Origin of the sequence: Pseudomonas sp. GGS8, from assembly GCF_024168645.1 — a bacterium.
GTDB lineage: Bacteria > Pseudomonadota > Gammaproteobacteria > Pseudomonadales > Pseudomonadaceae > Aquipseudomonas.
This window is the reverse complement of the sequence record NZ_JALJWF010000001.1, coordinates 6,550,205-6,571,982: the sequence shown is the minus strand read 5'-3', so window position 1 is coordinate 6,571,982 and position 21,778 is coordinate 6,550,205. Positions and strand designations below refer to the sequence as shown.

Here is a 21,778-nt window from a genome sequence, read left to right as displayed (position 1 = left end):
AGACACGATGAGTACGCAGCCTTCGATCAATGGATTGGTACCCCGGCGCCTGGCGCAAACTCGCGAGCTGATGAGCCGGGAGGGTATTCATGCGCTGCTGGTGCCGTCGGCCGACCCGCACCTGTCGGAATACCTGCCGGGCTATTGGCAGGGGCGGCAGTGGCTGTCGGGTTTCCATGGCTCGGTCGGCACGCTGATCGTCACACCGGATTTCGCCGGCGTTTGGGCCGACAGCCGCTATTGGGAACAAGCGACCAAGGAACTCAAGGGCAGCGGTATCGAGCTGGTCAAGCTGCAACCGGGTCAACCCGGGCCGCTTGATTGGCTGGCCGAGCAAACGCCTGAAGGCGGTGTCGTCGCAGTCGATGGCGCGGTGATGGCCGTGACGTCGGCGCGTACCTTGAGCAGCAAACTCGAAGGGCGCGGCGCACGTCTGCGCACTGACATCGATTTGCTGAGCGAAGTCTGGAGTGATCGCCCGAGCTTGCCGAACGAGCCGATTTATCAACACTTGCCGCCTCAGGCGACCGTCAGCCGTGGCGAAAAACTCGCCCAACTGCGTGACGCGTTGAAAGAGCGCGGTGCTGAGTGGCATTTCATTGCCACCCTCGACGACATCGCCTGGCTGTTCAACTTGCGCGGCGGCGATGTGTCGTTCAACCCGGTGTTCGTGTCCTTCGCGCTCATTAGCCAGCAACAGGCCACCTTGTTCGTCGCCCTGAGCAAAGTGAGCGCGGAGCTGCGTGCCATTCTCGAACAGGACGGCGTGACCCTACGCGATTACAGCGAAGTGGCCACCGCCTTACGTGCCGTACCAAGCGGCGCGAGCCTGCAAGTCGATCCGGCGCGGGTCACGGCGGGTTTGCTGGATAACTTGAACAGCGGCGTGAAACTGCTCGAAGGCCTGAACCCGACCACCCTGGCCAAGTCACAAAAAAGCCTGGCCGATGCCGAGCACATCCGTCGGGCCATGGAGCAGGATGGCGCGGCGCTGTGCGAATTCTTCGCCTGGCTGGAAGCAGCGTGGGGGCGTGAGCGCATCACTGAACTGACCATCGACGAACATCTGACCGCGGCCCGCACCCGGCGTCCGGATTACGTGTCGCTGAGTTTCAACACCATTGCCGCGTTTAACGCCAACGGTGCGATGCCGCATTATCACGCCACCGAGGAAGAACACACGGTCATCGAGGGTGACGGCCTGTTGCTGATCGACTCCGGCGCCCAATATCTGGGCGGCACCACAGACATTACCCGAATGGTGCCGGTAGGTACGCCGACTGACGAGCAGAAGCGCGATTGCACCCGTGTGCTCAAAGGCGTGATTGCACTCTCCCGCGCACAATTCCCGCGGGGCATTCTGTCGCCGTTGCTGGACGCTATTGCCCGCGCACCGATCTGGGCCGAAAGCGTCGACTACGGGCATGGCACCGGTCACGGCGTCGGCTACTTCCTCAACGTTCACGAAGGCCCGCAAGTCATCGCCTATCAGGCGGTAGCCGCGCCGCAAACCGCAATGCAGCCAGGGATGATCACTTCCATCGAACCGGGCACCTACCGTCCGGGTCGCTGGGGCGTGCGGATCGAGAACCTGGTGTTGAACCGCGAGGCAGGCAAGAGCGAATTCGGTGAATTCCTGAAGTTCGAAACCCTGACCCTGTGCCCGATCGACACCCGCTGCCTGGAACCGTCGCTGCTGACCGAAGACGAAAAGCAGTGGTTCAATGGTTACCACGCCGAAGTGCGCGAACGCTTGAGCCCGCTGCTCGATGGCGCGGCCCTTGAGTGGTTGAACACCCGGACTGCGGCTATTTGATGGGCTTGAACTCAGGCGCTGTTTCCAGCGCCTGGCTCATGCCTGGTTATTGCGCACGCAGGGCTTCAAGGACGAAGTCCAGTCGGTCCTGGCCGAAAAAGAGCTGATCCCCGACAAACATGCTCGGTGCGCCGAATACACCGCGTTGCACCGCTTCCTCGGTATTCTGCTTGAGGGCGGCTTTGACGTTCTCATCGGCAGTCAGCGCCAGCACCTCATTTGGATCGAAACTGTTTTGCGTCAGCACGGCAGCAACAGTCGCGGGATCATCGAGGCTGCGCCCTTCCACCCACAAGGCGTGAAACAGGCAATTGATAAACGCCTGAAAACGTTCCGGATGGCGCAATTGAATACCCGTGACTGCGCGCATCAACATCAGGGTATTGATGGGGAAGTGCGGGTTGAACTTCAGCGGCACACCATAGCGTCTGGCATAGCGATCCAGGTCCTGAAACATGTAGCGACCCTTGGCTGGAATGGTTACCGGGGAGGCGTTACCAGTGGCTTTGAAGACGCCGCCCAGCAGCATCGGTCTGTAGATCAGCTGACTATCGGTCTGCGCGCAGATTTTCGGCAGTTGGGTGTAGGCCAGGTAGGTGGCGGGGCTGCCGAGGTCGAAAAAGAACTCCACGGTTTTGCTCATGGTCGATGTGCTCTTCTTTTTATCGTAGGGGGAGGGCTTACCAGTGTTCGTTCCAGGGGCGCAAATCCAGCTCGAATGTCCAGGCGTCCCGTGGCTGGTTGTGCAAGTACCAATAGTTTTCGGCGATGTGCTCGGGGTTGAGGATGCCGTCCTGATCCTTGGTCGCGTATTTTTCCGGAAAACTGTCGCGGATAAAGTCGGTGTCGATGGCACCATCGACCACCACATGGGCGATGTGGATGTTCATCGGTCCCAGTTCGCGGGCCATGCTTTGGGCCAGGGCGCGAATCCCGTGCTTGGCGCCGGCAAAGGCTGCAAAACCTGCGGCACCGCGCAAGCCGGCGGTGGCTCCGGTGAAGAGGATCGTGCCCCGTTGGCGGGTGACCATGCGCTTGGCCACTTCGCGAGCATTGAGAAACCCTGAGAAACAGGCCATTTCCCAGATCTTGAAATACTTGCGGGCGGTTTCTTCTAGAATGCTGCACGGCACATTGGCGCCGATATTGAAGACAAACGCTTCGATGGGGCCGATCTCGGTTTCGATCTGCTCGATGAGCGCAATTACGTCCTCTTCTTTGCGTGCATCGCAAGCAAAACCGTGAGCCTCGCCGCCGCTGATCGTGATGGCATCTACCAGAGGCTGAAGTTTGTCTGCGCTACGACGTGTGACGCAGGCGACGTAACCTTCGCGGGCAAAACGTTTGGCGATGGCGCCACCGGTGGCATCGCCTGCGCCGACGACCAATACGATTTTCTTGTTATTGATAGTGGTGGTCATGGATGTCGCCCTGTGCTGAACGGTCAGTGACTGACGAACGTTAGCAGCATCCAGGGCGAAGCGCCTATCGGGCTAAGCAGGCCCGATAGACGTGGAAGGTTATTTGCAGATGACGATCATGCTGCGGCTGGTATAGCCGGCGGGGTTAAGTCCAAACGGATAATCTCCGGGCTCTTCGACCGCATCCCCTGACTTGGCGATCACCTTGTAACCCTTGGGTGCGCACGAATTGGCGGCGCTGGCGTAGCACTTGTCCCAGGAGGACGACAGCCCTGAACAGTTGATATGCAGCCCTTTCTTGCCGTGTTTGATCTGGGTTTTCGAGGTCGCCGCGCAGCCCGCAACTGCAAGCACGGCGATCAGTATCAAAATTCGTTTCATTGCTGTCCTTATAGAGGCCCCGGATCTTTGTGCCCGGGTCTGCCTGCATTCGCTTTTGCTTGAAGCGTTCTGATATCCCTATCTGAAAAAATCCATGTTTGACACTGAGTTACGTGGCCTAAACATGGCCTAATTGAGCGGCAAATACCAGACCTTCGTCAAATCTCGTTTCAATCCGCCGCAACTGCGGGCTTGGCGGTGCTTCCCATCGTCATGGTCGCGCCGACGGAAGCCAGAATGATGCACAGGATAGCCATCCACTGTGAGAGGGAAAGGTATTCATGGAGGAACAACAGGCCGGACAACGCACCTATTGCGGGTTCGATGCTCATTAAAGTACCGAAGGTCCGGGCAGGCAGACGTGTGAGGGCAACCATCTCCAGGGTGTAGGGCAGGGCGGTGGACAGAATGGCGACCCCAATGGCGACGGGAATCAGCGAGGGTGTCAGCAATGCAGCGCCGGCGTGGACGATACCGATGGGAGCTATGAACAGTGCGGCAATCATCACGCCCAATGCAGCGGTCTGGACGCCGTTGTCAGCACCGGCCTTCTGCCCGAACAGAATGTACACGGCCCAGCAGACACCGGCCCCCAGCGCATAACCGGCACCGATCAGATCAATACCTGCACTTGTGGCGCCTGTCGGAATCAACAGCAGTAAACCTATGGCTGCCAGAGCGATCCACAGAAAGTCGATCGCCCGGCGTGAGGCATAAATAGCGACGGCTAATGGGCCGGTGAACTCCAAAGCTACTGCAATACCCAAAGGGACAGTGCGCAAGGACATATAGAAGAGGAAATTCATGCCACCTAGCGCCATCCCGTAGACGATAACGGTGCGCAGGGATTTTGCGGTGAGCTTCGCTCGCCATGGGCGTAACAGCACTAGCATGATCAGGCTGGCGAAGATCAGCCGCAGGGTGGTGGTCCCTTGAGCGCCGATAACCGGGAACATGCTTTTGGCCAGGGAGGCTCCGGACTGGATCGATGCCATGGCTATCAAGAGCAGGCCAACCGAGAGCAGGGTCGAGGCAAGGCTGCGGGGGTGGTCATTCATTGCGTGGCATCGTCCGAGGTGGGAAACGAGAGTAGTTTGTTATGTATTGGGCAATATACTGCGCATTCGTTGTGGTTGCGTCTATATATAAGCAGGGATTTTGAACATCCTGATAGAAAAGCGTAATCAGGGGTTGACGGCAGATTCTGGACGTCTATAATTCGCCCCACTTCCGGCGCAGTCGAAACGGAAAACTCCTTGGTAAACAACGAGTTACGCAGTTTTCGGCAGCGGCTACGCTTCAGTTCATCGAGGCCAGAAGGAGTTGATAAGGCAGAGTGTTGTCGCCTTATTGACGGTTCGATCCTCTCGGTCGAAAGCGGAGAAAAAGAGGTGTTGACAGCAGCGACTAACGCTGTAGAATTCGCCTCCCGCTAACGAGAGATCGGAAGCGCAAGTGGTTGAAGTTGCTGATGTTTCTTACGGGAAGCTTTGAAAACTTCTGAAAATAACCGCTTGACAGTAACAGAGGCTGCTGTAGAATGCGCGCCTCGGTTGAGACGAAAGATCTTAACCAACCGCTCTTTAACAACTGAATCAAGCAATTCGTGTGGGTGCTTGTGGGGTCAGACTGATAGTCAACAAGATTATCAGCATCACAAGTTACTTCGCGAGAAATCAAAGATGTAACCAACGATTGCTGAGCCAAGTTTAGGGTTTCTTAAAAACCCAAAGATGTTTGAACTGAAGAGTTTGATCATGGCTCAGATTGAACGCTGGCGGCAGGCCTAACACATGCAAGTCGAGCGGCAGCACGGGTACTTGTACCTGGTGGCGAGCGGCGGACGGGTGAGTAATGCCTAGGAATCTGCCTGGTAGTGGGGGATAACGTTCGGAAACGAACGCTAATACCGCATACGTCCTACGGGAGAAAGCAGGGGACCTTCGGGCCTTGCGCTATCAGATGAGCCTAGGTCGGATTAGCTAGTTGGTGAGGTAATGGCTCACCAAGGCGACGATCCGTAACTGGTCTGAGAGGATGATCAGTCACACTGGAACTGAGACACGGTCCAGACTCCTACGGGAGGCAGCAGTGGGGAATATTGGACAATGGGCGAAAGCCTGATCCAGCCATGCCGCGTGTGTGAAGAAGGTCTTCGGATTGTAAAGCACTTTAAGTTGGGAGGAAGGGCAGTTACCTAATACGTAATTGTTTTGACGTTACCGACAGAATAAGCACCGGCTAACTCTGTGCCAGCAGCCGCGGTAATACAGAGGGTGCAAGCGTTAATCGGAATTACTGGGCGTAAAGCGCGCGTAGGTGGTTCGTTAAGTTGGATGTGAAATCCCCGGGCTCAACCTGGGAACTGCATTCAAAACTGTCGAGCTAGAGTATGGTAGAGGGTGGTGGAATTTCCTGTGTAGCGGTGAAATGCGTAGATATAGGAAGGAACACCAGTGGCGAAGGCGACCACCTGGACTGATACTGACACTGAGGTGCGAAAGCGTGGGGAGCAAACAGGATTAGATACCCTGGTAGTCCACGCCGTAAACGATGTCAACTAGCCGTTGGGAGCCTTGAGCTCTTAGTGGCGCAGCTAACGCATTAAGTTGACCGCCTGGGGAGTACGGCCGCAAGGTTAAAACTCAAATGAATTGACGGGGGCCCGCACAAGCGGTGGAGCATGTGGTTTAATTCGAAGCAACGCGAAGAACCTTACCAGGCCTTGACATCCAATGAACTTTCCAGAGATGGATTGGTGCCTTCGGGAACATTGAGACAGGTGCTGCATGGCTGTCGTCAGCTCGTGTCGTGAGATGTTGGGTTAAGTCCCGTAACGAGCGCAACCCTTGTCCTTAGTTACCAGCACGTAATGGTGGGCACTCTAAGGAGACTGCCGGTGACAAACCGGAGGAAGGTGGGGATGACGTCAAGTCATCATGGCCCTTACGGCCTGGGCTACACACGTGCTACAATGGTCGGTACAGAGGGTTGCCAAGCCGCGAGGTGGAGCTAATCCCACAAAACCGATCGTAGTCCGGATCGCAGTCTGCAACTCGACTGCGTGAAGTCGGAATCGCTAGTAATCGCGAATCAGAATGTCGCGGTGAATACGTTCCCGGGCCTTGTACACACCGCCCGTCACACCATGGGAGTGGGTTGCACCAGAAGTAGCTAGTCTAACCTTCGGGGGGACGGTTACCACGGTGTGATTCATGACTGGGGTGAAGTCGTAACAAGGTAGCCGTAGGGGAACCTGCGGCTGGATCACCTCCTTAATCGACGACATCAGCTGCTCCATAAGTTCCCACACGAATTGCTTGATTCATTGAAGAAGACGATAAGAAGCAGCCCGAAATTGGGTCTGTAGCTCAGTTGGTTAGAGCGCACCCCTGATAAGGGTGAGGTCGGCAGTTCGAATCTGCCCAGACCCACCAATTTTGTGTGGGAAAACCTGTAGAAATACGGGGCCATAGCTCAGCTGGGAGAGCGCCTGCCTTGCACGCAGGAGGTCAACGGTTCGATCCCGTTTGGCTCCACCACTACTGCTTCTGTTGTTGAAAGCTTAGAAATGAGCATTCCATTGTGATGATGGTGAATGTTGATTTCTAGTCTTTGGCTAGATCGTTCTTTAAAAATTTGGGTATGTGATAGAAAGATAGACTGGATAGCACTTTCACTGGTGTTTATTCAGGCTAAGGTAAAATTTGTGAGTTTAATCGCGAATTTTCGGCGAATGTCGTCTTCACAGTATAACCAGATTGCTTGGGGTTATATGGTCAAGTGAAGAAGCGCATACGGTGGATGCCTTGGCAGTCAGAGGCGATGAAAGACGTGGTAGCCTGCGAAAAGCTTCGGGGAGTCGGCAAACAGACTTTGATCCGGAGATGTCTGAATGGGGGAACCCAGCCATCATAAGATGGTTATCTTGTACTGAATACATAGGTGCAAGAGGCGAACCAGGGGAACTGAAACATCTAAGTACCCTGAGGAAAAGAAATCAACCGAGATTCCCTTAGTAGTGGCGAGCGAACGGGGACTAGCCCTTAAGTGGCTTTGAGATTAGCGGAACGCTCTGGAAAGTGCGGCCATAGTGGGTGATAGCCCTGTACGCGAAAATCTCTTGGCCATGAAATCGAGTAGGACGGAGCACGAGAAACTTTGTCTGAATATGGGGGGACCATCCTCCAAGGCTAAATACTACTGACTGACCGATAGTGAACTAGTACCGTGAGGGAAAGGCGAAAAGAACCCCGGAGAGGGGAGTGAAATAGATCCTGAAACCGTATGCGTACAAGCAGTGGGAGCCCACTTTGTTGGGTGACTGCGTACCTTTTGTATAATGGGTCAGCGACTTATTTTCAGTGGCGAGCTTAACCGAATAGGGGAGGCGTAGCGAAAGCGAGTCTTAATAGGGCGTCTAGTCGCTGGGAATAGACCCGAAACCGGGCGATCTATCCATGGGCAGGTTGAAGGTTAGGTAACACTGACTGGAGGACCGAACCGACTACCGTTGAAAAGTTAGCGGATGACCTGTGGATCGGAGTGAAAGGCTAATCAAGCTCGGAGATAGCTGGTTCTCCTCGAAAGCTATTTAGGTAGCGCCTCATGTATCACTGTAGGGGGTAGAGCACTGTTTCGGCTAGGGGGTCATCCCGACTTACCAAACCGATGCAAACTCCGAATACCTACAAGTGCCGAGCATGGGAGACACACGGCGGGTGCTAACGTCCGTCGTGAAAAGGGAAACAACCCAGACCGTCAGCTAAGGTCCCAAAGTTATGGTTAAGTGGGAAACGATGTGGGAAGGCTTAGACAGCTAGGAGGTTGGCTTAGAAGCAGCCACCCTTTAAAGAAAGCGTAATAGCTCACTAGTCGAGTCGGCCTGCGCGGAAGATGTAACGGGGCTCAAACCATACACCGAAGCTACGGGTATCACTTAGGTGATGCGGTAGAGGAGCGTTCTGTAAGCCTGTGAAGGTGAGTTGAGAAGCTTGCTGGAGGTATCAGAAGTGCGAATGCTGACATGAGTAACGACAATGGGTGTGAAAAACACCCACGCCGAAAGACCAAGGTTTCCTGCGCAACGTTAATCGACGCAGGGTTAGTCGGTCCCTAAGGCGAGGCTGAAAAGCGTAGTCGATGGAAAACAGGTTAATATTCCTGTACTTCTGGTTATTGCGATGGAGGGACGGAGAAGGCTAGGCCAGCTTGGCGTTGGTTGTCCAAGTTTAAGGTGGTAGGCTGGAATCTTAGGTAAATCCGGGATTCTAAGGCCGAGAGCTGATGACGAGTGTTCTTTTAGAACACGAAGTGGTTGATGCCATGCTTCCAAGAAAAGCTTCTAAGCTTCAGGTAACCAGGAACCGTACCCCAAACCGACACAGGTGGTTGGGTAGAGAATACCAAGGCGCTTGAGAGAACTCGGGTGAAGGAACTAGGCAAAATGGCACCGTAACTTCGGGAGAAGGTGCGCCGGTGAGGGTGAAGCATTTACTGCGTAAGCCCACGCCGGTCGAAGATACCAGGCCGCTGCGACTGTTTATTAAAAACACAGCACTCTGCAAACACGAAAGTGGACGTATAGGGTGTGACGCCTGCCCGGTGCCGGAAGGTTAATTGATGGGGTTAGCTAACGCGAAGCTCTTGATCGAAGCCCCGGTAAACGGCGGCCGTAACTATAACGGTCCTAAGGTAGCGAAATTCCTTGTCGGGTAAGTTCCGACCTGCACGAATGGCGTAACGATGGCGGCGCTGTCTCCACCCGAGACTCAGTGAAATTGAAATCGCTGTGAAGATGCAGTGTATCCGCGGCTAGACGGAAAGACCCCGTGAACCTTTACTATAGCTTTGCACTGGACTTTGAATTTGCTTGTGTAGGATAGGTGGGAGGCTTTGAAGCGTGGACGCCAGTTCGCGTGGAGCCATCCTTGAAATACCACCCTGGCAACTTTGAGGTTCTAACTCAGGTCCGTTATCCGGATCGAGGACAGTGTATGGTGGGTAGTTTGACTGGGGCGGTCTCCTCCTAAAGAGTAACGGAGGAGTACGAAGGTGCGCTCAGACCGGTCGGAAATCGGTCGTAGAGTATAAAGGCAAAAGCGCGCTTGACTGCGAGACAGACACGTCGAGCAGGTACGAAAGTAGGTCTTAGTGATCCGGTGGTTCTGTATGGAAGGGCCATCGCTCAACGGATAAAAGGTACTCCGGGGATAACAGGCTGATACCGCCCAAGAGTTCATATCGACGGCGGTGTTTGGCACCTCGATGTCGGCTCATCACATCCTGGGGCTGAAGCCGGTCCCAAGGGTATGGCTGTTCGCCATTTAAAGTGGTACGCGAGCTGGGTTTAGAACGTCGTGAGACAGTTCGGTCCCTATCTGCCGTGGACGTTTGAGATTTGAGAGGGGCTGCTCCTAGTACGAGAGGACCGGAGTGGACGAACCTCTGGTGTTCCGGTTGTCACGCCAGTGGCATTGCCGGGTAGCTATGTTCGGAATAGATAACCGCTGAAAGCATCTAAGCGGGAAACTAGCCTCAAGATGAGATCTCACTGGGACCTTGAGTCCCCTGAAGGGCCGTCGAAGACTACGACGTTGATAGGTTGGGTGTGTAAGCGCTGTGAGGCGTTGAGCTAACCAATACTAATTGCCCGTGAGGCTTGACCATATAACACCCAAGCAATTTGAGTCGAAAGGCCAGATTGCGGTGTGTGAAGACGCAATGAACCGAAAGTTCGCACAACACACAAACTATCGCATACCCAATTTGCTGAAGCGTCGAAAGACGGTTCGGTACCCGAATTTCTTGACGACCATAGAGCATTGGAACCACCTGATCCCATCCCGAACTCAGAAGTGAAACGATGCATCGCCGATGGTAGTGTGGGGTTTCCCCATGTGAGAGTAGGTCATCGTCAAGATTAAATTCCGAAACCCCTATCTGCGTACGCAGGTAGGGGTTTTGTTTTGTCCGCAGGAAAGTGCTTTGGCAATTGAGGGCTAGCCGATGGCCATCCCTGGTATCGGTCGCATCGTTCGTGAAACTTCGGCAGAGCGCGCAAAAAACCACGCCGTTTTTGGTATGGTGCAGCTCGTTTCAACGGACTGATTGCAAGCCTATGGATCGGTACTCCCGTTTATAGTCAAAGAGTTGCTGCAGAAATGCCCGAACCGATACCGATCAAGGACCACGAAAAAGAGACGCGCTTGGTCAATAAAAGACTGATGGCCTGCGCCTTATTCGTCGCCGCCATTACTTGCGCGCTGGTGGTACGCATGTACGTCCTGCAGGTCGTCGAGTTCGACTATCACTCGACGATCTCCGAAAACAACCGCGTCCATGTCCTGCCGATCACTCCAACTCGCGGGCTGATCTACGACCGCAATGGCGTAGTCCTGGCAGACAACCGGCCCAGTTTCAACCTGACCATCACCCGCGAACGCGCTTCCGATGTCAAAAGCGAGCTGGATGAAGTGGTCAGCCTCCTGCACCTGCCGACCGAGGACCGTACGCTGTTCGACAAGGCGATGAAGCAGGCCAGGCACCCCTTCGTCCCGGTCACGCTGTTCTACGAGCTCAACGAAGAACAGATAGCCGTACTCGCGGTCAACGAGTTCCGTCTGCCCGGAATCGATGTAGAGCCGCAGTTCGTTCGCCACTACCCCATGGGCGCTCACTTTGCCCATTCGATCGGCTACGTGGGTCGCATTAACGAAAAAGAATCCAAAGCCCTGGACACGATCGAGTACCGTGGTACCCAATCCATCGGCAAGACCGGTATCGAGAAATTCTACGAATCAGAATTACACGGCCATGTGGGTTACGAAGAAGTCGAAACCAATGCCCAGGGGCGGGTGCTGCGAGTGCTCAAGCACACCGATCCGGTCCCAGGCAAAAACATCGTCCTGAGCCTCGACGTCAAACTTCAGGAAGCCGCCGAGGAGGCGTTGGGCGATCGTCGTGGCTCGGTGGTCGCTCTCGATCCATCGACCGGCGAAGTATTGGCCATGGTCAGCAAGCCAAGTTTTGACCCGAACCTGTTCGTGACGGGCATCAGCTTCAAGGAGTACGCGGCGCTGCACGACTCCATCGACCGGCCGCTGTTCAACCGCGTGCTGCGCGGGCTCTACGCACCAGGCTCGACCATCAAGCCGGAAGTGGCGATCGCAGGCCTCGACGCCGGGGTGGTCACCCCGCAGACCCGCGTCTTCGATCCGGGCTATTACCAGTTACCGGATTTCGATCATAAGTATCGTAACTGGAACCATAGCGGCGATGGCTGGGTAGACATGGACGCGGCGATCATGCGCTCCAACGACACCTACTTCTACGATCTGGCCCACAAGCTGGGCATCGACCGTCTGCACGACTACATGGCGATGTTCGGCCTTGGCGAGAAGGTCTCGTTGGACATGTTCGAAGAGTCTCCCGGGTTGATGCCGTCTCAGGCCTGGAAGCGCGCCACGCGGCGACAGGCATGGTTCCCCGGCGAGACCGTGATCCTCGGCATCGGCCAAGGCTACATGCAGGTCACCCCACTGCAACTGGCCCAGGCCACCGCGCTGATTGCCAACAAGGGCGTGTGGAATCGTCCGCACCTGGCCAAGACCGTGGACGGTGTCGCACCGGTGGACGAGCATCCGATGCCGAACATCCTGCTCAAGGATCCGCGTGACTGGGAGCAGGTCAACCACGGCATGCAGATGGTAATGCATGATGCGCGCGGGATTGCCCGAGCAGCAGCGGTGGGGGCCCAGTACCGCATAGCCGGCAAAAGCGGTACCGCGCAAGTGGTGGCGATCAAGCAGGGTGAGCGCTACAACCGGGCGAAAACCCTTGAGCGCAACCGTGACAATGCCTTGTTCGTCGGTTTCGCCCCGGCTGAACATCCGAAGATTGTCATCTCGGTGATGATCGAAAACGGCGAGGCCGGTGGTCGCGTTGCCGGCCCTGTGGTGCGGCAGATCATGGATGCCTGGCTACTCGATCAGGACGGCCACCTGAAGCCGCAATACGCCGCGCCGAGCAAAGCGCCGGGCAACCCTCACGTCTAAGGATCAAGGCTTCACAGCACAGGCTCACGGATGCTGAGCATGTGCTGGAAGCTTTCCAGGAACACGGTTTCGGCCTGACTCATCTTTTGCTCGCGATTCCACAACAGCTGGATATCGAAATCCACCACGCCATCTTCCGGCGGTAAACGCCAGAGCAAACCTTGCTCGACGTCTCTACGCACCAGATGAGTCGGCAAACACCCAATACCAAACCCGGCGCAGATCAAGCGGTAAATCTCTTCGAAACTGGTAGATGACGCAACGATCTTGCCGGTAAAACCCTGCTGGTCGCGAAACAGTGTCAGGGGGGAGAGGTTGCCGCCGAGCTGATCGCTGGTGAAGCTGACGAAATTCTCTGCAGCAAGCTGTTCCAGGGTCAGATTCTCTTGTCCGAAAAGTCGATGACGCTGTCCGCAAAAATACGCATAGCGCTCGCGAAACAGCACTCGCTGTTCCAGCCGCGGTTGCGGTAAACGGCATAATCCGACGCCGATGGTCGCGGTCTTTTGCAGCAACGAACTAATGATGTTCGAGCTCCCCATCACTTCGACTTCCAGCTCGATTTTCGGGTGGGTTTCATGGAAGTCAGCGAGGAACTCATCGTAGTGCCGTGCCTGCAGGCCGCTGACCGTGAGGATGCGAATCTTGCCCACTACGTCGTCGTACCGACTCTCCAGCACCGTTCCCAAGCGCGAAATATCGCCGTAAATGTCTGTCGCAATGCGCAGGACTTCTTCCCCGGTTTCCGTCAGGTCGAACCGCCGCCCGCTGCGGGCGATCAACACACACTCCAACTGTTCCTCCAAACGTTTCAACGCCTGGCTTACCGCCGACTGGGTGATGTGCAGTCGTGCGGCGGCTCGACTCATGCTGCCTTCCTGACTGATCACCAGATAAGTGCGCAGCAGGTTCCAGTCGAGACGGTCATTCAGAAAGCGGCGACCGACCCATGGGTTGGAAGTGGAGGGCATAAAGTTTCCATTTAGTAGCAGTGCTAATAGTAAAGATAAGAATATGAAAATTGACTAATCCTGGCATGGAAGCGATAAAGCCCACAAGCGCCACAGAGTGCAGCCGTAACCGGCCGGGCATTGGCTGCCATTGGCGGTGTTCTTCACATTGCTGTCGGCCCTGTCCTTGATCGGTGTTTGCGGTCTGGCCCGTCTGCGCGCCAACCCGGTCGTCATCCACGCTGCTAAAGAGGTGTATTCGTGAGTAAACCTGAACACATCGGCCCGGTTGAATGGCAAGCCCGTTGCGAACTGGCCGCGCTGTATCGCCTGGTCGCGCACTTTCGCATGACCGACCTGATCGACACCCACATTACCCTGCGGATTCCAGGGCCTGAGCATCACTTTCTAATCAACCGCTACGGGGTGATTTTCGACCGCATGCGTGCCTCGGATCTGGTGCGCATCGATCAGGAAGGGCGAGTGGTCGATCCGGCCTATGAAGGTCATCGGGTCAATGCCGCAGGCTTTGTGATTCACTCGGCAATCCACATGGCTCGCCCTGACCTCAATTGTGTGATCCATACCCACACCGCCGCCGGCATGGCCGTCGCCGCGCAGAAGCACGGCTTGTTGCCGATCAGTCAGCACGCGTTGAAGTTCTACGGCAAGTTGGCGTATCACACCTATGAAGGCATTGCGCTGTCGCTGGATGAGCGTGAGCGTTTGATTGCCGATCTGGGGCCGCACCGGGCGATGATCCTGCGCAATCACGGCCTGTTGGTCGGCGGCTCCGGCGTGGCGCAGGCGTTTCAGGAAATTCACTTCCTGGAGCGCGCCTGTCAGGCACAGGTTAAAGCGCTGGCGGGTGGTTCGGCGCTGGATTACCCGTCTCCGGAAGTCTGTGCGCACACCGCCGAACAGTTTGACCGCGATGAACAGGACAACATCATCGACCTGGCCTGGGAGGCCGCTCTGACCCTGATCGAGTCCCAGCGCGAGTCCTACTTATCGTAAATTCTGTCATCAACACCATGGTTTTGCTGTCCCGCGAAGTCGTCAGCACATTCCACATCGACATTGACTGACACACCGCCTTCGCGGGCAAGTCGGGTCGCCGCATCGCTCGCTCCTACAGGAGGACATGTCCGATTTCAGAAGACCTCTTTCGCGAGCAAGTTTCCGCAGGATAGATGCTCACCCCGTGGGGGTAAGCCTGCTCGCAATGACGATCTGACTATCCCTGCTACTTATCAATTTTTTCCGGCAGCGGCGCAAACAACGCCTCGATATCATCGCTCTGCAACTTCCAGTCCCCGGTCTTGCGTCCATCCAGCACGCCTGCGGCCAGATCGGATTTTTCCTTCTGCAAATGCTGAATCTTCTCTTCCACCGTGCCTCTGGCAATCATCTTGTAGACGAACACCGGCTTCTCCTGACCAATGCGGTACGCACGATCCGTCGCCTGATTTTCCGTCGCCGGATTCCACCAAGGGTCGTAGTGAATCACCGTATCGGCTTCGGTCAGGTTCAGGCCCACACCGCCAGCCTTCAAACTGATCAGAAAAATCTGACGCTTGCCGCTCTGGAACTCCTTCACCGGTGTGCGTCGGTCGCGGGTCTGGCCGGTCAGGATCGCATACGCCACACCACGTTTGTTCAGTTCGTCCTCGATCAGCGACAACATTGAGGTGAACTGCGAGAACAGCAGAATCCGCCGGCCTTCCTCGAACAGCTCTTCAAGCATTTCCATCAGGCTATCGAGTTTGCCCGAGGTGCTGCCGCGAGCGGGCAGGGCGGCGTCGTTGACCAGGCGTAAATCACAGCACACCTGACGCAGCTTCAGCAGTGCCTCAAGAATGATGATCTGGCTGCGCGCCACGCCTTTGCGGGTGATCTCGTCGCGGACTTTTTTGTCCATGGCCAGGCGCATGGTTTCGTACACGTCGCGCTGGGCTTCGTTGAGCTCGACCCAATGGACAATCTCGGTTTTTGGCGGCAGTTCGGTGGCCACCTGTTCCTTGGTACGACGCAGCAGGAACGGTTTGATCCGACCGTTCAGGTGTTGAAGTCGTACTTCACTGGCACGCTTTTCTATCGGCACGCGGTAATCGCGGTTGAAGCTTTTCACGTCACCAAGCCAGCCGGGCAGCAGGAAGTGGAACAGCGACCACAGCTCGCCCAAGTGGTTTTCCAGCGGGGTGCCACTCAGGCACAGGCGCTGGCGAGCATTCAGCTCACGGGCGGCATGGGCGGCCTTGCTGTTGGGATTCTTGATGTACTGTGCTTCATCCAGTACCAGTACGTGCAACGGCTGCGCGGCCAGGCGTTCGACGTCCTTGGGCAGCAGCGCATAGGTGGTCAGGATCAGGTCGTAATCGGCCAGATTGTCGAAATGCTTTTTGCGACTGACGCCGTACAGCGCCAGCACTTTGAGTTGCGGCGTGAAATGCGCCGCTTCGTCGAGCCAGTTGGGAATCAGGCTGGTGGGCATGACCACCATGCACGGCCGGTCGAGGCGCCCGGCATTCTTCTCGCTGAGAATGTGCGCCAGGGTCTGTAGGGTTTTGCCCAGGCCCATGTCGTCCGCGAGAATCCCGCCGACTTCCAGTTGTCGCAACGACTGCATCCAGCTCAGGCCTTCGAGCTGATACGGGCGCAAGGTGGCATTCAGGCCTTCGGGCGCGACGGCGGTGTGGTCCTTGATGTCGCGCAGGCGCTGGGCAAAGGTGCGGATCTGCTCGCCACCTTCCCAGAGCAGCGGCAGGCCTTCCAGCGGGTTCAGTCGCGTGGCGTCGGCCTTGCTCAGGCGCAGCGTGGTTTCGCCGGGCTCTTGCAGATAAAACTCGCCGAGGGTGGCCAGCACCGGTTTCAGCCGGCCGAAGGGCAGGGCGACCTGCAGCGGGCCCTGGTCGGTGCTGCGGCGTTGCGGAATGTTCACCAGGATCAGTTCGTCGTCGCGACGTCGGGCGAGCCGTTCCGGGTTGAGGATTTCGGTGTGGGAGCGCATCAGGTTCAATAGGATCGGCAGCAGGCTCAGGCGTTCGCCGTTGACGATGATCCCCAGCTCCAGGTCGAACCAATCGCGTTCCGGTGCCTGCTCGACGGTGGCGTACCAGTCGTCCACGGCAGTCAGGTCGAAACCGAAATCCTCGTCGATCTGCAACTCCCAACCCTGGGTGCGCAACTTCGGCAGTTCGTTGAGGGTGAAGGTCAGCCAGGCGCTGTCGTTGACCATCTCATAGAGTTCGCCGGCACTTTCCGGCAAGGCCTTGCTTTGTCGGGTGGCGACTTTGAAACCGAGAATTCGCAGCTGTTCCCTGTAGGTCTGTTCGACTTCCGGGTGACGTTTTATCCGCAGCGTCTGTGTCTCCTGACGAATCAGGATGTCAGCGTTCTTCTGTCCGCTGACGTATTCGTCCAGATAGCTGAAGGACAGCGCCGCGCGATGCTGAATGTAACGCTGCATTTTGCCGTTGCGCGGTTCGAAGGCGCTGAACTCGATGCTCGCCAGCCACAGGCGCGGCACCGGTTGCACGTTGTCCACCAGCACTTGCGGCGGCGCTTTCGGGCTACGGTTTTCCAGTACGGCTTGAAGTTTTTCCAGCAATTCAGCGTCTTTCGCAGCGGCCGGGTACGCGAGGGTTTCCTGCACTTGTAGCAACACCGCTGCGCAATGTTTGCAGTTGCTGTGTACCGGGCAGGTGCACGTGGCGTCGATCATCAGCAAGGTGCCTTTGGCCGACTCGCGCAGGCGAATGGTCTGACGGTAAACGTTACCGCCAGAGCCTTCGCAACTGGCGGTGATGGTGGCGTCGCCGACTTCGACGATCCTGACGCGGTTCTCCAGTGCGTAGCGACGGCCACGTTCCAGGCTCTGTTCCTTGAATCGGCTGACCCAGGATGTTGCCAGGGGTTTGCTCAGGGTCGCGGAGGACATAAGGGATTCAATCAGTCCGGAATTTCATCGGGGACTGGCCGAGGCGCAGGGGCGGTCAGCGAGGTGATCTTGATCAACAGGCCCAGGTGGCCATTGTCGAGGAAGTTCAGCAAGCCGTTCTTGGTGTGGCTTTCCTGCTTCAGGCGTTCGCTGGCGGTGACCATGCCATTGGCGTCAATCTTATTGACCCAGAAGTCGGCGTCGACGTCGGTGAAACGTCCCAGTTTCAGGCTCAATGTACCTTCGATCGGGAATTGGCCAAACTGTTCCTTGCCCTCGCTGATCGCAATTTTGCTGGTTTCTTCACCCAGGTTCTGTTGCCAGGCCTTGTGCAGCAATACCGTGTATTCGTTGCTGGCGGTGAGCTTTTCCACTTCGGTATTCAGGCTCGGTGTGCGAAAGCTGTTGGGGCTGATGTGTTGGGCGCCGGCAGCCCAGTCTTCCGGCGCGGCGCGGCTGATGATGGCGGGCACGGCGTTTTGCCGTACCAGAATCATTTCAACCTGATACAGATCATCGGCAAACGCGGTCGAGGCGAGCAGCGACATCAACAACGTCATCAACAAGGTCAGTGAGCGAAACAGGCGCATGCGGCGTCCTTCAAGCAGTGGTCGGGATGAGGCGCTCGAATAGCGCCTCTACTGTATTAAAGCGTTCTTCCGGGCGCTCCATCGGCACGAGGAATTTGAACATCGTGGCGCCTTCGAACTTGTAGCGTTTGGGCTGGCTCTGGATCAGTTTGATCAGTGTCAGCGGGTCGACCGGGGTCTGTGCCGCGAACTCGATGCGACCGCCTTGCGGGCCGCCGTCGACTTTCTTGATGCCCAGCTGTTCGGCCTGCAATTTCAGCGCCGTGATCCGCACCAGGTTCTTGGTCGGTTCCGGCAACAGGCCGAAGCGGTCGATCATCTCCACTTGCAGATCCTTGAGGCCTTCCTCATCGGTGGCCGAGGCGATGCGTTTGTAGAGAATCAGTCGAGCATGAACGTCCGGCAGGTAGTCTTCGGGAATCAACGCCGGTACACGCAGATTGACTTCCGGGCCGCCCCCCAGCGGTTGATCGAGGTTCGGCTGTTCGCCCTTGCGGATCGACTTCACCGCGCGCTCGAGCATTTCCATGTACAGCGTGAAGCCCACGGCCTGGATCTGCCCGCTCTGGCCATCGCCCAGCAGTTCGCCGGCGCCACGGATTTCCAGGTCGTTGGTGGCGAGCACGAAGCCCGCACCGAGGTCCTGGGTATTGGCGATCGCTTCCAGGCGCTTTTCCGCATCGGGGGTGATTTGCTGGCGCGGCGGTGTCAGCAGGTAAGCATACGCCTGGTGGTGACTGCGACCGACCCGGCCGCGCAACTGGTGCAACTGGGCCAGGCCGAACTTGTCGGCACGCTCGATGATGATGGTGTTGGCGCTCGGTACGTCGATGCCGGTCTCGATGATCGTTGAGGCGATCAGCACGTTGAAGCGCTTGTGATAGAAGTCGCTCATTACCTGTTCGAGTTCACGTTCGCGCATCTGCCCGTGGCCGATGCCGATCCGCGCTTCCGGCACCAGTTCGGCGAGGTCGGCGGCGCATTTCTCGATGGTCTTCACGTCATTGTGCAGGTAGTAGACCTGGCCGCCACGCAGCAACTCACGCAGCAGGGCCTCTTTGACCGTGCTCTTGTTCTGTTCCATGACGAAGGTGCGCACCGACAAGCGACGGGCCGGCGGTGTGGCGATGATCGACAGGTCGCGCATGCCCGACACCGCCATGTTCAGCGTGCGCGGAATCGGCGTGGCGGTCAGCGTCAGGATGTCGACTTCACTGCGCAGTGCCTTGAGCTGTTCTTTCTGACGGACACCGAAACGGTGCTCCTCGTCGATGATCACCAGCCCCAGGTTTTTGATTTTAACGTCGTCTTGCAGCAGCTTGTGCGTGCCGATGACGATGTCGATCTTGCCTTCGGCCAGGTCCGCAACCGCGGCGTTCACTTCCTTGGCCGACTTGAAGCGGCTCATCACTTCCACGGTCACCGGCCAGTCGGCAAAGCGGTCGCGGAAGCTGTTGTAGTGTTGCTGGGCGAGCAGGGTGGTCGGCACCAGGATGGCCACCTGACGACCGCCGTGCACCGCGATGAACGCCGCGCGCATGGCCACTTCGGTCTTGCCGAAACCGACGTCGCCGCAGACCAGGCGATCCATCGGTTTCGGCGCGAGCATGTCTTCGCGCACTGCTTCGATGGTGGTCTGCTGGTCCGGGGTTTCTTCGAACGGGAAACCGGCACTGAAGGTCGCGTAATCGGCTTTCGGGTCAGCGAAGGCATAACCCTCACGAGCGGCGCGGCGGGCATAGATGTCGAGCAACTCGGCGGCCACATCGCGCACCTGTTCGGCGGCTTTGCGCTTGGCTTTCTGCCAGGTCTCGGAGCCGAGGCGGTGCAGCGGCGCGAGGGCATCGTCACTGCCGGTGTAGCGAGCAATCAGGTGCAGGTTGGCCACCGGCACGTACAGCTTGGCGCCTTCAGCGTATTCGAGGGTCAGGAACTCGGCGGCCTGGCTGTCGATTTCCAGGATCGTCAGCCCCAGATAGCGGCCGACACCGTGATCGATGTGCACCACCGGCGCACCTTCGCGCAGCTCGGTGAGGTTTTTGATCACCGCATCGTTGTTGCCATCGGCGCGTTTCTCGCGGCGACGGCGTTGCATCACGCGCTGACCGAACAGGGGGCTTTCGGCAACCAGTGCCAGGGCTGGGTCGTCCAGCAACAGGCCTTCGTCGAGCGGCGCAATGGTGATCGCCAAGCGCTCTTTGCTGGCGACAAAGTCCGGCCAGCTGTCGACGGTTTTCGGTCGCAGCTTCAAGCGTTCGAGCAATTCCAGCAGCACTTCACGACGGCCTGCGGACTCGGCGGTAAACAGCACGCGGCCGGGGAATTCGTCGAGGAAACTGGCCAGCGCCGCCAACGGCTGAGTGGCCTTGGCTTCGATGGCGAGGTTCGGCAGCGGCTGAGCCGGGAAACGCTCGCGGCCGACACCGGTTTCGACGTCCTGTTGACTGGCCACCACACGGGGCCAGTTCTTCAGGCGCGCAAAGCAGTCCTCCACCGGCAGGAACAACTCGGCCGGTGGCAATAAAGGACGGGACGGGTCGACGCGGCGCTCTTCATAGCGGTTGCGCACGTCGTTCCAGAAATTCTCCGCGGCCTGTTCGATGCCCGGCAGGGAAAACACTTGCGTGTCCTGGGGCAGGTAATCGAACAGCGTGGAGGTTTCCTCGAAGAACAGCGGCAAGTAGTACTCGATACCCGCCGGGGTGATTCCGCTGCTCAAGTCCTGAAAGATCGGGCAGCGACGGAAGTCGACATCGAAGCGCTCGCGAAACCGTGCCTTGAAGCGGGTCACGGCTTCTTTCTGCAGCGGGAACTCCTTGGCCGGTAACAGCTTGACCGAGTCGACTTTGTCGATAGAGCGCTGGTTTTCCGGGTCGAAAGTGCGCAGGGTTTCGATTTCGTCGTCGAACAGGTCGATGCGATAAGGCAACTTGCTGCCCATCGGGAACAGATCGATCAGCGAGCCGCGCACGGTAAATTCGCCATGCTCGTAAACGGTATCGACGTAGCGATAACCGGTGGCTTCAAGCCGGGTGCGCATCTGCTCGACATCGAGTTTCTGGCCGACATCCAGCACCAGGCTGCTGCCGAGCAGGAATTTGGTTGGCGCCAGGCGGTGCAGGGCGGTGGTGATCGGCACCACCAGCACACCGTGCACCAGCTCCGGCAGCCGATACAGGCTGGCGATGCGTTGCGAGATGATGTCCTGGTGCGGCGAGAACAGGTCGTAAGGCAGGGTTTCCCAGTCGGGGAAGTGCAGAACGGGCAAATCCGGGGCGAAGAAACTCAGCTCCTGTTCCAGCCGTTCGGCACTCTGGCTGTCGGCGGTCAGTAGCAGGGTAAAGCGCTTGGCAGCGCTGGCGGCCTCGGCGATGGCCAGGCTCAGGGCGGCACCGGGCAGGTTGCCCCAATGCTGTTTACCTGCCGCGGCAGGGAGAAGCGGTAGACGCAGAACGGGCACGGAAGGTTGAGCTCCAAGCGTTGCGACAAAGTCGGTAATTGTAGCGGTCTCGGGTGCCGGCTGTCAGTTGCAGACTGTGTCTATATACACAGGTTGGGCAAAATGTAGTGGTAATGACAAAAATTGGCGATTCAATACTGAAAATGTAGTGCCAAAACCGCTCA

At 57.3% G+C, this 21,778-nt stretch carries 11 protein-coding genes, 2 tRNA genes and 3 rRNA genes; 8 read left to right on the top strand and 8 right to left on the bottom strand.

Going from position 1 to position 21,778, the window contains the following annotated elements:
* Positions 1–7 precede the first annotated feature (7 nt).
* A complete protein-coding gene (locus J3D54_RS29620; protein ID WP_253426178.1) occupies positions 8–1,816 on the top strand; it encodes an aminopeptidase P family protein in 1,809 nt (602 codons plus the stop codon).
* Positions 1,817–1,862: 46 nt separating this feature from the next.
* Here J3D54_RS29620 and J3D54_RS29615 read toward each other — a convergent pair whose 3' ends face one another.
* From J3D54_RS29615 to rhtA, 4 genes are all read right to left on the bottom strand, one after another.
* Positions 1,863–2,459, bottom strand: a complete 597-nt coding sequence (locus J3D54_RS29615; RefSeq protein WP_253426176.1) for a 2-hydroxychromene-2-carboxylate isomerase — start codon at positions 2,457–2,459, stop codon at positions 1,863–1,865.
* A gap of 37 nt (positions 2,460–2,496) precedes the next feature.
* Entirely contained in the window at positions 2,497–3,237 is a 741-nt protein-coding gene (locus J3D54_RS29610; protein WP_253426175.1) for an SDR family oxidoreductase, read from the bottom strand.
* Between the two features lie 99 nt (positions 3,238–3,336).
* Positions 3,337–3,618 (bottom strand): hypothetical protein, encoded by a 282-nt coding sequence (locus tag J3D54_RS29605; RefSeq protein WP_007934217.1) that lies wholly within the window; start codon positions 3,616–3,618, stop codon positions 3,337–3,339.
* Positions 3,619–3,788: 170 nt separating this feature from the next.
* A complete protein-coding gene (gene rhtA / locus J3D54_RS29600) occupies positions 3,789–4,676 on the bottom strand; it encodes a threonine/homoserine exporter RhtA (RefSeq protein WP_253426173.1) in 888 nt (295 codons plus the stop codon).
* 681 nt (positions 4,677–5,357) lie between these two features.
* On the opposite strand from rhtA, the gene J3D54_RS29595 reads away from it, so the two are divergent.
* The 6 genes from J3D54_RS29595 to mrdA all read left to right on the top strand — a co-directional run bounded on the left by J3D54_RS29595 (position 5,358) and on the right by mrdA (position 12,674).
* Positions 5,358–6,896: ribosomal RNA gene (locus J3D54_RS29595) — 16S ribosomal RNA — on the top strand.
* Positions 6,897–6,978: 82 nt separating this feature from the next.
* A tRNA-Ile gene (locus tag J3D54_RS29590) sits at positions 6,979–7,055 on the top strand.
* Positions 7,056–7,084: 29 nt separating this feature from the next.
* Positions 7,085–7,160, top strand: a tRNA-Ala gene (locus J3D54_RS29585).
* Between the two features lie 235 nt (positions 7,161–7,395).
* A 23S ribosomal RNA gene (locus J3D54_RS29580) occupies positions 7,396–10,287 on the top strand.
* Positions 10,288–10,424: 137 nt separating this feature from the next.
* Positions 10,425–10,540, top strand: a 5S ribosomal RNA gene (rrf, locus tag J3D54_RS29575).
* The 16S, 23S and 5S rRNA genes sit together here with 2 tRNA genes alongside, the layout of an rRNA operon.
* A 241-nt stretch (positions 10,541–10,781) precedes the next feature.
* Positions 10,782–12,674 carry a penicillin-binding protein 2 gene (gene mrdA / locus J3D54_RS29570; RefSeq protein WP_253426171.1) on the top strand — a complete coding sequence of 631 codons (1,893 nt, stop codon included), beginning with the start codon at positions 10,782–10,784 and terminating at the stop codon, positions 12,672–12,674.
* An 11-nt stretch (positions 12,675–12,685) separates the two neighbouring features.
* On the opposite strand, the gene J3D54_RS29565 is transcribed toward mrdA, so the two are convergent.
* Positions 12,686–13,645, bottom strand: a complete 960-nt coding sequence (locus tag J3D54_RS29565; RefSeq protein WP_253426169.1) for a LysR family transcriptional regulator — start codon at positions 13,643–13,645, stop codon at positions 12,686–12,688.
* Positions 13,646–13,885: 240 nt separating this feature from the next.
* On the opposite strand from J3D54_RS29565, the gene J3D54_RS29560 reads away from it, so the two are divergent.
* Complete coding sequence (locus J3D54_RS29560; RefSeq protein ID WP_253426167.1) at positions 13,886–14,641, top strand: class II aldolase/adducin family protein; 756 nt, start codon at positions 13,886–13,888, stop codon at positions 14,639–14,641.
* A gap of 229 nt (positions 14,642–14,870) precedes the next feature.
* Here the strand turns inward: J3D54_RS29560 and J3D54_RS29555 are convergent, their stop codons facing one another.
* Genes J3D54_RS29555 through mfd form a run of 3 tightly spaced genes read right to left on the bottom strand, consistent with a single transcriptional unit; the run spans position 14,871 to position 21,614 of the window.
* Entirely contained in the window at positions 14,871–17,564 is a 2,694-nt protein-coding gene (locus J3D54_RS29555; protein WP_253426164.1) for a DEAD/DEAH box helicase, read from the bottom strand.
* 11 nt (positions 17,565–17,575) lie between these two features.
* Complete coding sequence (locus tag J3D54_RS29550; RefSeq protein ID WP_253426161.1) at positions 17,576–18,154, bottom strand: CsiV family protein; 579 nt, start codon at positions 18,152–18,154, stop codon at positions 17,576–17,578.
* A 10-nt stretch (positions 18,155–18,164) separates the two neighbouring features.
* Positions 18,165–21,614, bottom strand: coding sequence for a transcription-repair coupling factor (gene mfd, locus J3D54_RS29545; protein ID WP_253426158.1), 3,450 nt, complete (start codon positions 21,612–21,614; stop codon positions 18,165–18,167).
* Between the last annotated feature and the right edge of the window lie 164 nt (positions 21,615–21,778).